Annotated in this window: 13 protein-coding genes; all 13 read left to right on the top strand. The window is 56.1% G+C overall.

The features are described 5' to 3' along the window. Positions 1-19 precede the first annotated feature (19 nt). The 13 genes from tssJ to HV355_RS01870 all read left to right on the top strand — a co-directional run bounded on the left by tssJ (position 20) and on the right by HV355_RS01870 (position 13,474). Entirely contained in the window at positions 20-523 is a 504-nt protein-coding gene (tssJ, locus tag HV355_RS01930) for a type VI secretion system lipoprotein TssJ (RefSeq protein WP_108417624.1), read from the top strand. A gap of 28 nt (positions 524-551) precedes the next feature. Then, on the top strand, positions 552-1,895 hold the full coding sequence (gene tssK, locus HV355_RS01925; RefSeq protein ID WP_010432817.1) for a type VI secretion system baseplate subunit TssK: 1,344 nt from the start codon (positions 552-554) through the stop codon (positions 1,893-1,895). Between the two features lie 17 nt (positions 1,896-1,912). Continuing rightward, positions 1,913-3,151 carry a DotU family type VI secretion system protein gene (locus HV355_RS01920; RefSeq protein WP_089601490.1) on the top strand — a complete coding sequence of 413 codons (1,239 nt, stop codon included), beginning with the start codon at positions 1,913-1,915 and terminating at the stop codon, positions 3,149-3,151. A 2-nt stretch (positions 3,152-3,153) separates the two neighbouring features. Then, a complete protein-coding gene (tssM, locus tag HV355_RS01915; protein WP_182400755.1) occupies positions 3,154-6,774 on the top strand; it encodes a type VI secretion system membrane subunit TssM in 3,621 nt (1,206 codons plus the stop codon). A 16-nt stretch (positions 6,775-6,790) separates the two neighbouring features. Further along, positions 6,791-7,507, top strand: coding sequence for a type VI secretion system-associated protein TagF (tagF, locus tag HV355_RS01910; RefSeq protein ID WP_010432823.1), 717 nt, complete (start codon positions 6,791-6,793; stop codon positions 7,505-7,507). 11 nt (positions 7,508-7,518) lie between these two features. Then, the gene (gene tssA / locus HV355_RS01905) at positions 7,519-8,535 is read left to right on the top strand and encodes a type VI secretion system protein TssA (protein WP_182400754.1); all 1,017 of its coding nucleotides are present in this window, start codon (positions 7,519-7,521) and stop codon (positions 8,533-8,535) included. A 75-nt stretch (positions 8,536-8,610) separates the two neighbouring features. Further along, positions 8,611-9,135 (top strand): type VI secretion system contractile sheath small subunit, encoded by a 525-nt coding sequence (tssB, locus tag HV355_RS01900; RefSeq protein ID WP_010432827.1) that lies wholly within the window; start codon positions 8,611-8,613, stop codon positions 9,133-9,135. Positions 9,136-9,138: 3 nt separating this feature from the next. Next, positions 9,139-10,638 (top strand): type VI secretion system contractile sheath large subunit, encoded by a 1,500-nt coding sequence (gene tssC, locus HV355_RS01895; protein WP_028018712.1) that lies wholly within the window; start codon positions 9,139-9,141, stop codon positions 10,636-10,638. Between the two features lie 349 nt (positions 10,639-10,987). Then, positions 10,988-11,392, top strand: a complete 405-nt coding sequence (locus HV355_RS01890; protein WP_226347761.1) for a Rap1a/Tai family immunity protein — start codon at positions 10,988-10,990, stop codon at positions 11,390-11,392. Next, positions 11,389-11,883: a T6SS effector amidase Tae4 family protein gene (locus HV355_RS01885; RefSeq protein WP_108417628.1), complete on the top strand. Its 495-nt coding sequence runs from the start codon at positions 11,389-11,391 to the stop codon at positions 11,881-11,883. The genes HV355_RS01890 and HV355_RS01885 overlap by 4 nt, the downstream gene beginning before the upstream one ends. A gap of 27 nt (positions 11,884-11,910) precedes the next feature. After that, on the top strand, positions 11,911-12,336 hold the full coding sequence (locus tag HV355_RS01880) for a T6SS amidase immunity protein Tai4 family protein (protein ID WP_108417629.1): 426 nt from the start codon (positions 11,911-11,913) through the stop codon (positions 12,334-12,336). A 180-nt stretch (positions 12,337-12,516) separates the two neighbouring features. Beyond that, positions 12,517-12,999 (top strand): type VI secretion system tube protein Hcp, encoded by a 483-nt coding sequence (locus HV355_RS01875; protein ID WP_010432842.1) that lies wholly within the window; start codon positions 12,517-12,519, stop codon positions 12,997-12,999. 67 nt (positions 13,000-13,066) lie between these two features. Then, positions 13,067-13,474: a putative T6SS immunity periplasmic lipoprotein gene (locus tag HV355_RS01870; protein WP_148399881.1), complete on the top strand. Its 408-nt coding sequence runs from the start codon at positions 13,067-13,069 to the stop codon at positions 13,472-13,474. Positions 13,475-13,527 lie beyond the last annotated feature (53 nt).

Genomic DNA, 13,527 nt, shown 5'->3' with positions numbered 1-13,527 from the left:
TTTCAAGAGCGTATTTTTTATGAATACAAAAACGTTTCATCAGCTCGGGTTAGCATTTTTTGCGGTGATTTTCACCCTGTTGAGTGGTTGTACGTCGTCTTCACACAGCGACCCCTCCCGCTACAATCTGCAGTTTCAGGCTCACCCCCAAATCAATGATTCTGCGCCATTAAAGGTCAGAGTGCTGCTGCTGAAATCCGATGCGGATTTCATGTCCAGCGACTTCTATTCCCTGCAGAACAACGCGTCAGCCACGCTTGGCGCGAATCTGCTTAACAGCGATGTGTTCTTCCTGATGCCGGGCCAGCTTTCGAAAACCCTGAGTGGACAAAGCTCGCCCGAGGCACGCTATATCGGCGTGATGGCGGAATATCAGACGCTGGACGGGAAAAAATGGCGCGTCTCAATCCCATTGCCTGTTCCCGGCGAAAACCATTTCTACCAGTTCTGGAAAGGGTCCGCAGATGAACTCATCGCCAACGTCTTCCTGGACGTGAACGGTATCCGGGTCATCAGCCAGTAACGCGCTTCATAACAGGAAACACATCATCATGACGAAAGCAGAAAAGGTCGTCTGGACCGAAGGCATGTTCCTGCGTCCACACCATTTTCAGCGGACAGAAAGTTACCTGCTGAACCACATTCGTGAATGGGGTGCGCTGCAGCGATCGTATCTGTGGGGCTTTCTCGACGTTGAGCTGGACGACGCGATGCTCCGCCAGGGCTGCATTGCACTGAGCTACTGCAGCGGGTTACTGCCTGACGGCACGTTTTTCCAGGTGCGCAACGGCCGCAACGGCCCGGTACCGCTGAAGATCCCTGACAATCTCACCAATGAGAAGGTGGTGCTTGCGCTGCCGGTTCGCCGCGGCGAACGCGAAGAGGTGATTTTCAGTGAAGAGCAGGCCTCGCTGGCGCGTTACCTCGCTTTTGAACAGGACGTCGAAGACGATAATGCCATGTCAGTGGGCGATGCCACGGTACAGTTTGGCCGCCTGCGTTTAACCCTGATGCTGGAAAAAGATCTCACGGCAGAGTGGACCGCTATCGGCGTGGCCTTTGTGAGCGAAAAACGCAACGACAACCACGTGCGGCTGGATAACAGCTACATTCCGCCGATGCTGAATGCCAACAACAGCCCGCAGATCTACAGCATGATTAACGATCTGCATGGGCTACTGGTCCAGCGCAGCCAGCAGATTGGTGGACGTCTGCGCCAGCCCGGCCGCTTTAATACCTCCGAACTGATTGAGTTCACGCTGCTTTCGCTGGTTAACCGTCATCTCGGTGAGATATCCCATTTAAAAACCCTGCCGCTGATCCACCCGGAAACGCTGTGGCGCAGCTGGCTGCCGTTTGCGACGGAACTTGCCACCTGGACCTCTCAACGCACAGCGGAGAGCGTGCTCCCGGTGTATGACCATGACGATCTGGCGGTCTGCTTCAGCAAGCTGATGTTGATGCTGCGTCAGGGTCTGTCGCTGGTGATGGAAGATCACGCCATCCAGCTGCCGCTCAACGAGCGTTCCCATGGTCTTAACATCGCTACCGTGCCGGAGACCAGCATGGTGCGCGAGTTCGGCTTCGTGCTGGCGGTGAAAGCCAACGTGCCGGGCGAACACCTGCAAACCCATTTCCCGGCCCAGATGAAGGTGGCACCGGTCTCGAAAATCCGCGATCTGGTTCAGCTACAGCTGCCGGGCATTATGCTGCGCGCCATGCCGGTCGCCCCGCCGCAAATACCGTGGCACGCGGGCTACAGCTATTTCGAGCTGGAGAAGGGCAGTGAGCTTTGGCACGAGATGGATAAGTCCGGTGCGTTCGCTCTGCATCTCGCAGGGGAGTTTCCGGGTCTCGATATGGAGTTTTGGGCCATCCGTAGCCCGACAGAATAATAAAGCGAGCACTAAATATGCAGGAACGACAGGATACCGGCAGTGATGCTGTGTTTACCGGAGCCAGTGGCAATAATCAGCTGGTGGCGGCTGCCAACCCGCTGCTCAACGCCATTCCACAAATCCGTCATTCGGTTTCTCATGACGATCAGGTGGCGTTGCGCCAGCGTCTGATCGACGAAATTCGCCGTTTCGAAGTGCGATGCCAGCAGGCAGGGTTGCCGTATGAAGTGATTGTCGGCGCCCGCTACTGTCTATGTACGGCGCTGGATGAAGCCGCCGCGCTCACCCCCTGGGGCAGCAGCGGCGTCTGGTCCAGCAGTGGCCTTCTGGTCACGTTTCATAACGAAACCTGGGGCGGAGAAAAATTTTTCCAGCTGCTGGCGCGCCTTTCTCAGAACCCGCGTGAACATATCCTGCTGCTGGAGATGATCAACTACTGCCTGTTGCTCGGTTTCGAGGGCCGCTATCGGGTGCTGGATAATGGCCGCACCCAGCTGGAAACCATCAAACAGCGACTGTGGCAGATGATCCGCAGCGTGCGCGGCAGCTACGCGCCGCCGCTCTCGGTGCACCCTGAAGATCGTCCTGTACTGCGCAAGCTGTGGCGTCCGATGGTCCCCCTCTGGGCCTGCGTGGCGCTGGTCGGGTTTATCGCCTGTCTGTTTTATATCGTGCTTAACTGGCGTCTGGGCGATAACACCAGCCCGGTGCTGGCGAAGATTTATCAGTCTCAGCTGCCGGAAACCTCCATTCAGCAGCCCGCTCGCCAGCTGCCTGCGGTACTAAACCTGCGCGGCTTCCTGAAGCCTGAAATCGATGCTGGTCTGGTGGCGGTGAAGGATGAAGCGGATCGCAGCGTGGTGATCCTGAAAGGAGACGGCCTGTTCGCCTCGGCCTCGACGGTGGTGCGTGACCGCTATGAGCCGGTCATCAACCGCATTGCGCAAGCGATGAATAACGTCAGCGGCAAAATTCTGGTGGTGGGCTACAGCGACAACGTGCCGATCCGCAGCGCGCGCTTTGCCTCCAACTATGAACTCTCTCTCGAACGCGCCCGGTCGGTGCAAAAACAGCTGCAGGGAAGCCTCTCGCAGCCTGAACGCGTGAAGGCGGAAGGGCGGGGCGAAATTAACCCGGTGGCACCAAACACGACGCCTGAAAACCGCGCCCGTAACCGCCGTGTGGAAATTACTCTGCTGGTGTCGCCTGAAAATACGCAGGCTGAGCTGAACGGATTGCCGCAAGGAAACTAAGGATGCTGACTACTCTTCTTTCCATACTGACCAATCGCATTCTGTGGAGCTTCCTCGGCGTAACGGCGCTCGCGGCGGTGATCTGGATGATTGGTCCGCTGTTGTCCATCGTGGATACCCGCCCGCTTGAATCTGAACAGAACCGCGTTATCAGTATCGCGGTGGTGTACCTGATCTGGGCCCAGAGCCACATTCTGCCTCGGCTGTATAACGCCTGGCTGAACCGCAAGCTGATGGACAAGCTCAACGAGAACACCACTAAAGCGGACGCGGCCGATCCGCAGAAACGCCTGAATAACGAGGAGCAGATCCTTGCAGGTCGTTTCGACGAAGCCGCGCAGATGCTGAAAAAAGCCCACTTCAGTAAGGCGGGCCACAGCGCGCAGTGGACGCAGCGTTTCAGCACGCAGTATCTCTATCAGCTGCCGTGGTACGTCATCATCGGCGCGCCGGGCTCCGGGAAAACCACCGCGCTGGCCAACTCCGGGCTGCAGTTCCCGCTGGCGGATCGCTTCGGTAAAACCGCGCTGCGGGGCATCGGCGGAACGCGCAACTGCGACTGGTGGTTCACCAACGAGGCTGTCCTGCTGGATACTGCCGGACGTTACACCACGCAGGAGAGCGAACAGGTTCAGGACGCCGGGGAATGGCTGGAGTTCATCAACCTTCTGCGTAAATATCGGCGTCGCCAGCCGATCAACGGTGTGATCATCACCATCAGCATTTCCGACCTGCTCACGCAGTCCGCCGAGGCGTCCCGCCAGCAGGCGGTGAACCTGCGCCAGCGTCTTTCCGAGCTGCATGAACAGCTGGGCATCCGCTTCCCGGTGTACGTGATGGTGACCAAGGCTGACCTGCTCAAGGGCTTCCGCGCCTGGTTTGCCGATTACGACAAAGCGCAGCGCGACCAGATCTGGGGCTTTACGCTGCCGTGGGAGCAGACCAAACACGCGGATTACGACCTGATGGGCAACTTCCAGCAGGAGTTTTCTCTGCTCCAGCAGCGCCTGGATGCCGGTCTGCCGGAGACCATGCTCAAGGAGCATGACGGTAAAACCCGTGCGGAAGCCTATCTCTTCCCGCAGGAGTTCGCCGCGCTGCGCCCGCTGCTGGCGGATTACCTGAGCACGGTCTTTGCCCGTTCAAACTTTGAAACCGAATTCTCGCCGCGCGGCATCTACTTTGCCAGCGGCACCCAGGAAGGCATGCCGTTTGACCGCGTGATGGGCGAGCTTAACCGTGCGCTCTCTCTGCCGGAAGGGTCCGAAAGCGATAACTGGGATTCCGTCAGCAAAGAAGCCCCCATCCCGGGCGCGAAAGGCCAGAGTTTCTTTATCAAGAATCTGCTGCAAAACGTCATTTTCCAGGAAGCGGGCATTGCCGGAGAAAACCGCTGGTGGGAGCTGCGCAACCGGGCGGTGATCTGGTCTGGTTACGCGGCGCTGCTGGCCCTGCTGGTGATTCTGGGCGGGCTGTGGCTGACCAGTTACGCCAAAAACAAGGCGTATCTGGAAGAGGTTGACGCCAAAGTGCCGGTGCTGGAACAGCAGAGTAAGGCGCTGCAAAATCAACCTCAGCGCGATCTCTTTGCGCTTCTGCCGCTGCTTAACGGGCTGGTGGACCTGCCGAAGAGCGACGCCTTTGACGTTAACGACCCGCCGGTCTCCCGCCGCATGGGGCTTTACCGTGGGGATGACGTCAGCGATGCGTCGCAGTCTCTGTATCAGAAAGCGCTGGATCAGATGTTGCTTCCTGCCGTGACGATGCATATCACCACCTGGCTGCGTAACGACAACGGCAGCGACGTGGAATACAGCTATGAGGCGCTGAAAGCCTACCAGATGCTCTATCAGCCGAAGCACTATGACGGCAAATTCCTGCACTCCTGGGTGATGCTCAACCTGCAGCGCAACCTGCCGCAGGACGTCACTCAGGCGCAGCTTCAGCAGCTTGAATGGCATCTGACCCAGCTGCTGGAACCGAAAATTCAGGCTTCACCCTATGCGCTGGATGAATCCCTGGTCGCGCGGGAAAGGGCGCTCATCAACCAGCAGCCGCTCTCGACACGCGTATACGGTCGTCTGAAGCGTCTGCTGGAGCATGACGAAAACCTCAAGCCGGTCTCGCTTTCCGATCTCGGCGGCCCGCAGAGCGAACTGGTCTTTTCCCGCAAAAGCGGCAAGCCGGTCAGCGAAGGCGTGCCGGGTCTGTATACCCCGGACGGCTACTGGAAAAGCTTTAACGGCCAGATCGACAGCGTGACGACCGCCCTGCATGAAGATGACGCCTGGGTATTAGGTGCCACCACGGCCCAGGAAGATAAACAGCAGATCGATAACGCGGTGCGCCAGCTTTACATGCGTGACTTTATCGGCAACTGGGATCGCTTTCTCGCCGACATTCAGCTCAACAGCAGTGCCGATCTCTCCCAGCGTATCAATACCGCGCGCCTGCTCTCCGGGGCAAACTCACCGCTGCGCCGTCTGGTGCTGAACCTGAGCCAGGTGCTGACGCTATCGCGCAATGCGCCTGCGCCAGAAGATGCCGGGAAAGCGGAAGCGCAGAGCAACCGTGCTACCCGCACGCTGCAGGCGCTGTTCAGTAACAGCGATGCGGCGCCAACGCAGGGTGCGGTAGCGGTACAGGCACCGGAGCAGCTGGTGACTGACCACTATGCGCCGATGATTGAGCTGGCGCAGCCGCTGGAGAAAGGCGGAAAGACCATTGTGTTTGACGATTTTCTCAAGCAGGTGGACGAACTGTATCGCTACCTGACCGCCGTTCAGGACGCGGCCAACAGCGGAATGCCTGCGCCGGGCGGCGACGCAATTAGCCGTCTGCAGGCCAGCGCGGGACGTCTGCCGGGCGGGCTGCAAACCATGTTCAGCAATATGGCCGTGGGTGCCAGCAGCGATACCCAGCGACGCGATCTGGAAAACGTGCGTAAACGCATTAACGTGGAAGTGGGCGGTTTCTGCCGTCAGGCGATTGCCGGTCGCTACCCGCTGGTTCGCAGCGCCAGCACGGAAGTGACGCCTGACGATCTCGCCCGCATGTTTGCACCGGGCACCGGGCTGATGGACACCTTTTTCCGCGATAACCTGACCAACAAAGTCGACACCACCCAGGCGAACTGGCGCTTTATGCCGGGGATCGACGGTAAAACCCTGCCGGGCAGCGAAGGGCTGCTGCGCCCGTTCCAGCAGGCACAGTCAATCCGCGATGCCTTCTTTGCCAACGGGGCGACAACGCCGTCCTATAAGGTCACGGTGCGCACCGTGCGGATGGATAACACCATTCTGAACCTGACGCTGGACGTTGACGGCCAGCTGTTGCGCTACAGCCACGGCCCTCAGGCGGTGCAGATCATGAACTGGCCGGGACCGGGCGGCACCAACCAGGTGCGTATGCAGCTCGGTCTGGCAAACGGCAGTACGGCATCTCTGGTGACTAACGGATCCTGGGCGCTGAACCGCTTTTTCGATAAAGCCCGGACCAGTCCTGGTGCGGGTAGCCTGAGCCGTCAGGCCACCTTCAACGTCGACGGTCATCAGGTCACGCTGGAGTTTGCGCCAAATAGCATTCGCAACCCGTTCCAGCTTCCCCGTTTCTCATGCCCATAACCGCAAGGACAGCCGTATGACGAATACCCCTGCGATGAACCGTTACAGCTGGTATGGCAAATTACCCAGCGCCGGTGACTTTTTGCAGCGTCGCTTTCCTGACACCCTTCAGCGCCAGTGGTCACACTGGTTTCAGGTCGGCCTGCTGGCCTGGCAACAGGAAGAGCAGCGCAGCGGTGAGCGCCAGTTTACGAAAGCCCCGGTGTGGAATTTTGTCGTTCCGCCCATGCTGGGCAGCCAGATGATCCAGATGGGCTGCCTGCTGCCGGGACGTGACAGCGTGGGTCGCCACTACCCGGTCTGCATTCAGCTGAGCTTTAGTCCCGCCGAATGGTCATCGCGCCTGCTCGGTCAGGCCGAAAGCTGGTACCAACAGCTGGGTCGTCTGGGCCTGCACGCGGTGCGCAACGGTTTTTCCGCCTCACAGCTTGACGAGATGTTGATGAGTATCCCGGCGCCGCAGCCCGTTGAGCCACAAAAGCGATCCGACATTCTGGACGTGATTGGCTATGACGATGACGGCCAAAGCACGCTGGGCTGGCCGCAGGCGGCAGAGTGTTTTGACCCGCTGCGTCAGACCAGCTTCTGGTGGACGAACCGCTGCGACGGCTACCCGCTCTACACGCACGTCCACAGCGGCAACTTTACCGGGCAGCTCTTTACGCTGCTGTTCGATCCGGCAGGCGGCGCCCGACCGGGGCGTCACGGTCTTTATCCGCCTATGTTTGAATAAGCAGGGATCTCATGAATATCGAAGAATTTCTCGCGCCGATAAGCCCCGACAAACCCTGTGGCGAAAACCTGGAGTATGACGCTGATTTCCAGATCATGAATCAGGCAAGTCAGGGGAAAGCGGAACAGCAGTTTGGCGACACCATTATTCCGGCAGAGCCCGCTGACTGGAACACGGTAGAAAAATTCGCTACCAGCCTGCTGACCCGCACCAAAGATCTTCGCGTCCTGCTGGCATTAACCCATGCCTGGACACGTCGCCGTGGACTCGCGGGCTATGCTGACGGGCTGTTACTGGTGCAGGAAGCGCTGACCCGTTACTGGGAGCAACTCTACCCGCTGCTGGAAGAGTATGGCGAAACCGATCCGTTCTACCGCATCAATGCCCTCGCAGGGCTGAGCGATAAATCTGACCTCACCGTCGCGGTACGCAACGCCTCGCTGCTCCGCTCTAACGGGGATGAAATTTCGCTTCGGGACGCGCAGGCGCTGCTCGACGGCAGTAAAACGGAATGCCCTGACTATCCCGGCGGCCGCCCAAGGCTGATTGACGAGCTGGCGCGCGGCGACCAGCCCGGCACCGCAGCGGTCATTGTGATTAACGAACGGCTGCTGGCCATTCGCGATCTGCTCACCGGGTATCTCGGTGAAAGCGGCGTACCGGAGATGGAACAGCTGCTGAAAACTGTTGGGCTGGTCGCCAGCGCCTGCCAGGTGACCGACATCAGCAAGCTGCTGCCGAACCGTGACGCGCAGGCTGAACCCCAGGTTGAGCAGCAATCGGCGGTAACGCAGCCCGTTCAGCAGGTCACCGACTGGCGCAGCGTGCAGGTCACCAGCCGCGCCGACGCCCAGCTGATGCTGGAAAAAGCGAAACAGTATTTTGCGCAGTACGAACCGAGCCATCCCGCACCGCTGATGATTGAGCGGGTGCAGCGGCTGTCTGAACTTAACTTTATGGACATTATTCGCGACCTGGCGCCAGACGGCGTTAACCAACTGGAAAACATCTTTGGACGCCGCGAATAACGCGTCCTGGCATTATGACGACAGGCATGGAGCCTGTCGTTTCACCTTCACCGCGCATCTTTGATGGAGAACATCATGGCAATGAGTAACAGTGGACAGAAATTCATCGCACGTAACCGTGCTCCCCGCGTCCAGATCGAGTACGACGTAGAGATCTACGGTGCAGAACGTAAAATTCAGCTGCCGTTTGTGATGGGCGTCATGGCCGATCTGGTCGGTAAACCGGTAGAAAACCTGCCTGCCGTCGATGAGCGTAAATTCCTTGAAATCGACATCGATAACTTTGATGAACGCATGAAGGCGCTTAAGCCGCGCGTGGCGTTTAACGTGGATAACACCCTGACGGGCGAAGGCAAACTGAATGTTGATCTGACCTTCGACAGCATGGACGACTTCCTGCCGGATGCGGTGGCCCGCAAGGTTGAGCCGCTGAACAAGCTGCTGGAAGCGCGTACCCAGCTCTCTAACCTGCTGACCTACATGGACGGCAAAAACGGTGCAGAAGAGCTGATCGCAAAAATTCTGCAGGATCCGACGCTGCTCAAATCTCTGAGCCAGTTGCCGAAAAATGACGAAAGCGCGAAAGGTAGCGAGGAATAATCGATGAGCAACCAGACTCAACAACATGAGCAGCAGGCGGGTCAGGCGTTCAGCCAGGATGAGTTCAGCGCGCTGCTGAACAAAGAGTTCCGCCCGAAAACCGATCAGGCTCGCTCCGCCGTAGAAAGCGCGGTCAAAACCCTGGCGCAGCAGGCGCTGGAAAATACCGTCACCTTCTCTAACGACACCTACCGCACCATTCAAAACCTGATTGCCGGTATCGATGAGCAGCTGTCTCAGCAGGTGAACCAGATCATTCACCACGACGAGTTTCAGAAGCTGGAGAGCGCCTGGCGCGGCCTGAGCTACCTGGTGAACAACACTGAAACTGACGAGATGCTGAAGATCCGCTTTATGAGCATCTCCAAGCAGGAGCTGGGACGCACCCTGAAGCGCTACAAGGGCGTGGGCTGGGACCAGAGCCCGATCTTCAAGAAGATCTACGAGCAGGAGTACGGTCAGTTCGGCGGCGAGCCGTTTGGCTGCATCGTGGGCGACTACTACTTCGACCACAGCCCGCAGGACGTTGAGCTGCTGGGTGAAATGGCGCGCATCGGCTCTGCGGCGCACTGTCCGTTTATCACCGGTACCGCACCGGGCGTGATGCAGATGGAATCCTGGCAGGAGCTGGCTAACCCGCGTGACCTGACCAAGATCTTCCAGAACACCGAATACGCGGCCTGGCGTTCACTGCGTGAATCCGAAGATGCCCGCTATCTGGGACTGGTGATGCCGCGCTTCCTGTCGCGTCTGCCGTACGGCATTCGCACCAACCCGGTGGACAGCTTTGACTTTGAAGAGCAGACCGACGGCGCGAACCACAACAGCTACTCCTGGGCGAACGCCGCCTATGCGATGGCGGCCAACATTAACCGCTCCTTCAAAGAGTACGGCTGGTGTACCTCGATTCGCGGCGTGGAGTCCGGCGGGGCGGTGGAGAACCTGCCGTGCCACACCTTCCCGAGCGATGACGGCGGCGTGGACATGAAGTGCCCGACCGAGATCGCCATCAGCGATCGTCGTGAAGCCGAGCTGGCGAAAAACGGCTTCATGCCGCTGGTTCACCGCAAAAACTCCGACTTTGCCGCCTTTATTGGCGCGCAGTCGCTGCAAAAACCGGCCGAATACCACGACCCGGATGCCACCGCCAACGCGCGTCTGGCCTCTCGTCTACCGTACCTGTTCGCCTGCTGCCGTTTTGCCCACTACCTGAAGTGCATCGTGCGCGACAAAATCGGCTCCTTCCGCGAGCGCGAAGAGATGGAGCGCTGGCTGAACGACTGGGTAATGAACTACGTGGACGGTGACCCGGCTAACTCCTCCCAGGAAACCAAGTCCCGTAAGCCGCTGGCGGCTGCGGAAGTGCAGGTGCAGGAAATCGAAGACAACCCGGGCTACTACGCCGCGAAGTTCTTCCTGCGTCCACACTACCAGCTGGAGGGTCTGACCGTTTCCCTGCGTCTGGTTTCTAAACTGCCGTCGCTGAAGACGAAAGACGCGTAATGATAATTGCCGGCCCGTAAGGGCCGGCACTATGACGTTGAATATGAAAAAGATAATGAATTTGAAGGAAAATTCTTGGTGAAAAAATTCATTATCTATTTCATCGCTTATTTATTGCTTTTGATTTCGGCAATGATGTTTTTTACCGCATGCGGTTACTACCTGTTGATATTTGACTGGCAACAGGGTGTTTTGAGAGCGATATTGCACGTACTTTTGCTTGTCGGATGTATTGCTCTCGCGATGTGCATATACGCTACCGGTGAGAAAATCAAAAAGCGTTGTTAATCCTTCACTGACCACGTTTAGTTATGCTGAAAGAGAAATCTAATCTGGAGCAGGAGAAACAATGAAGTTACTTACCCTACATGTTTTGCTGTTTACCGGTCTGTTGGGAGCGACGCCACTATGGGCTGCTAATGGCCAGAATGACTCATCAAATCTTCTACGCGACCCTAATACGCTGTCCCGTAATGATGTACGAATGAGCGGGGAAAAGTTTCTTTTAGCATGGCTCGCAAAAGATAACGAGCAGGAGCAGCTTAAAGCGAATATGTACCTGCTTGGGGTAATGGATGCGACGGAGGGCAAATCCTGGTGTGGATATACGGTCGCGTTGCCCGGTTCATTACGAGAGAGCATTTACAGCTATTTCAGAAAATTGCCTGAAAACCGTAAGAAAGAAGCTGCATCATCATTAATCACCGAGGCTCTCGCGCAGGATTTACCGTGCAAAAAAGGAGTTCAACCATGAAACCGTTGTATGCACAGTTAAAAGCACAACATTACTCCTCTAACGAAGCCCGTCCGGGTTATGTCCCTCGGGATGATCTCTTTAATGAAATAGGTTACGACGCAAGCGTGCTCATTAAGTCCAATCCAGGATATATGAATACTTGCGCAGTGCGAATGAGTCTTGCTCTCTTAAAGTGTGATGTTAAATTTGAAGGACGTTTGGCTATAAAGAGTGGGCCATATAAGGGTAAAAAAATTGAACCTGGTGCGAAGCTTTTAGCTGACCAGCTCTATAAAGCGAGTGTGTTTGGCAAGGCAGAAATCTATACTGATATTCGTGAGGCAGGTCAAAAACTCCGTAACCGTAAAGGTGTGATTTTCTTCAACCGTATAACTAATTACAACGGTGGACACATCGACCTATTGGAGCCGGTAGGAGATAACATGATGCAGTGCAATTCCGATTGTTATACAGACTGTAAAGAGATTTGGTTCTGGGAACTGAGATAGCGTCATAGCGCAAATAAAGATATCGCCATGTTTAAAAAAACACTTTGCCTGTTTCTTTTTCTGACTAGTTGCTCATCTTATTCTGCTAACACGGACCTTCAATTCTTTCATCAACAAACTTACAGGCAGGTGATGAAAGATTACGTTTTGGCACGCTGTCTTGCTGAGGTGGCAGATGAAGGTGGTCAGTTTTCTGCTGATGCAGGGCTCAGTGCAAGCGCACTCCTGGAGTGGATGCCCTTCGATGTTGAAAATGGCATGGAGAAAATTGAGGCTGTTATAAATAAATATAAAGACGAAAAGAACAGCTTTCACTCTGAACGTTCACAAAAAATCAAAGGCGTAACTTTAAATTGTCTCCGTCTTTATCATAGCGACGAACTGAATAAAATGGTTTCTCAGGTAATAGTTGGCGATCCTGACCGTAGCTGGATCCAGGATAACCCGCAGTAGTAAAAGACTTCACATTCTTTCTGTTCATTCAGGGGGAATGTAAGACTGTCAAATGACACGGGTCATTTGACGTGAGGCAGAGGTAAAATATGGACGGTTTTATTCAGCCCCATGCTTTCCTGTTTGCCATATAAGTGCTTTTTCGAAAGCAATATTGTTCATCCACGAAGAGTAGATATTATGGCTATTGATATGTTTCTGAAGGTCGAGGGTGTTACGGGCGAATCTAAAGATTCTAACCACACCGGCTGGACTGATATTACCTCCTTCTCCTGGGGCGCTTCCCAGCCGGGTAATATGAGCGTTGGCGGTGGCGGCGGTGCCGGTAAAGTAAACTTTAACGACCTGCACGTTAACGCGCTGATCGACAAATCCACTACAGCAGTCCTGAAACACTGCGCAAGCGGTAAGCACCTGACCAAAGTTGAACTGTCCGTCTGCAAAGCGGGTGGCCAGCAGGTTGAATACACTCGCATCACCCTGGAAGACGTTCTGGTGACTTCCGTTCAGTACACCGGTGCAGACAACGGCGATACCGTTGGTGTGACCTACGCATTCCAGGCTGCGAAAGTGAAACAGCAGTACTGGGAGCAGACCACTGCCGGTGGTAAAGGTGCTGAAAGCAGCGCTGGCTGGAACATCAAAGAGAACAAAGAAGCGTAATAGAGTATGTGGCCGGGGAGTTTTCCCCGGTCTTTATCAACCTAAAGAGCCCTAAGGATTGGCGGGCATGGTTATGCAAAAGTTATTCGGTGTGTTTGCAGTCACGTTAATGGCCAGCGCCTGTGTGTCGCATCCAGCACAATATCAGTCGCTTACGGTTACGCTAAAGAACAACGAACCCTGCTTTGCTATTCCCGCTAACTCCGGGTTAGACGCGCCTGTCACCAGCCATTCGCCCACCATAATGAAACGTGCAGGAAATGAATGGAAAGCGATATCGCCGCCGTCAACGTTTAGCCCTGAGGTGACGTTAACGACCCAACAGTGTCACCAGTGGAAGGGAATAGCGTGGCAAGCCGGAGAATATGATGTAGCCCTGAAGGTGTCAGGGAAAAACGATTCTTTTCGCTATGCTGCCCGTTTCACCTTACAAGAAGGTCCTTCAGGCCAGTTTAAGCTTACGCAGACTGAATAGAATGTGTTAACCCCCAAACGCCGCCGTTCTCGCCCCGAGAGCGGCAGCGTTTG

Source organism: Enterobacter sp. RHBSTW-01064, from assembly GCF_014103035.1.
Classification (GTDB): domain Bacteria; phylum Pseudomonadota; class Gammaproteobacteria; order Enterobacterales; family Enterobacteriaceae; genus Enterobacter; species Enterobacter mori.
The sequence above is the reverse complement of the archived record's forward strand: the minus strand, read 5'-3'. Positions and strand labels throughout refer to the sequence as shown.

Bases quoted from the DNA above. Each gene is read 5' to 3' on its own strand.
- tagF (WP_010432823.1), top strand. From the start codon at position 6,791: ATGACGAATACCCCTGCGATGAACCGTTACAGCTGGTATGGCAAATTA.
- tssK (WP_010432817.1), top strand. From the start codon at position 552: ATGACGAAAGCAGAAAAGGTCGTCTGGACCGAAGGCATGTTCCTGCGT.
- HV355_RS01890 (WP_226347761.1), top strand. From the start codon at position 10,988: ATGAAGTTACTTACCCTACATGTTTTGCTGTTTACCGGTCTGTTGGGA.
- HV355_RS01875 (WP_010432842.1), top strand. From the start codon at position 12,517: ATGGCTATTGATATGTTTCTGAAGGTCGAGGGTGTTACGGGCGAATCT.
- HV355_RS01885 (WP_108417628.1), top strand. From the start codon at position 11,389: ATGAAACCGTTGTATGCACAGTTAAAAGCACAACATTACTCCTCTAAC.
- HV355_RS01880 (WP_108417629.1), top strand. From the start codon at position 11,911: ATGTTTAAAAAAACACTTTGCCTGTTTCTTTTTCTGACTAGTTGCTCA.
- HV355_RS01870 (WP_148399881.1), top strand. From the start codon at position 13,067: ATGGTTATGCAAAAGTTATTCGGTGTGTTTGCAGTCACGTTAATGGCC.
- tssM (WP_182400755.1), top strand. From the start codon at position 3,154: ATGCTGACTACTCTTCTTTCCATACTGACCAATCGCATTCTGTGGAGC.
- tssA (WP_182400754.1), top strand. From the start codon at position 7,519: ATGAATATCGAAGAATTTCTCGCGCCGATAAGCCCCGACAAACCCTGT.
- tssJ (WP_108417624.1), top strand. From the start codon at position 20: ATGAATACAAAAACGTTTCATCAGCTCGGGTTAGCATTTTTTGCGGTG.
- tssB (WP_010432827.1), top strand. From the start codon at position 8,611: ATGGCAATGAGTAACAGTGGACAGAAATTCATCGCACGTAACCGTGCT.
- tssC (WP_028018712.1), top strand. From the start codon at position 9,139: ATGAGCAACCAGACTCAACAACATGAGCAGCAGGCGGGTCAGGCGTTC.
- HV355_RS01920 (WP_089601490.1), top strand. From the start codon at position 1,913: ATGCAGGAACGACAGGATACCGGCAGTGATGCTGTGTTTACCGGAGCC.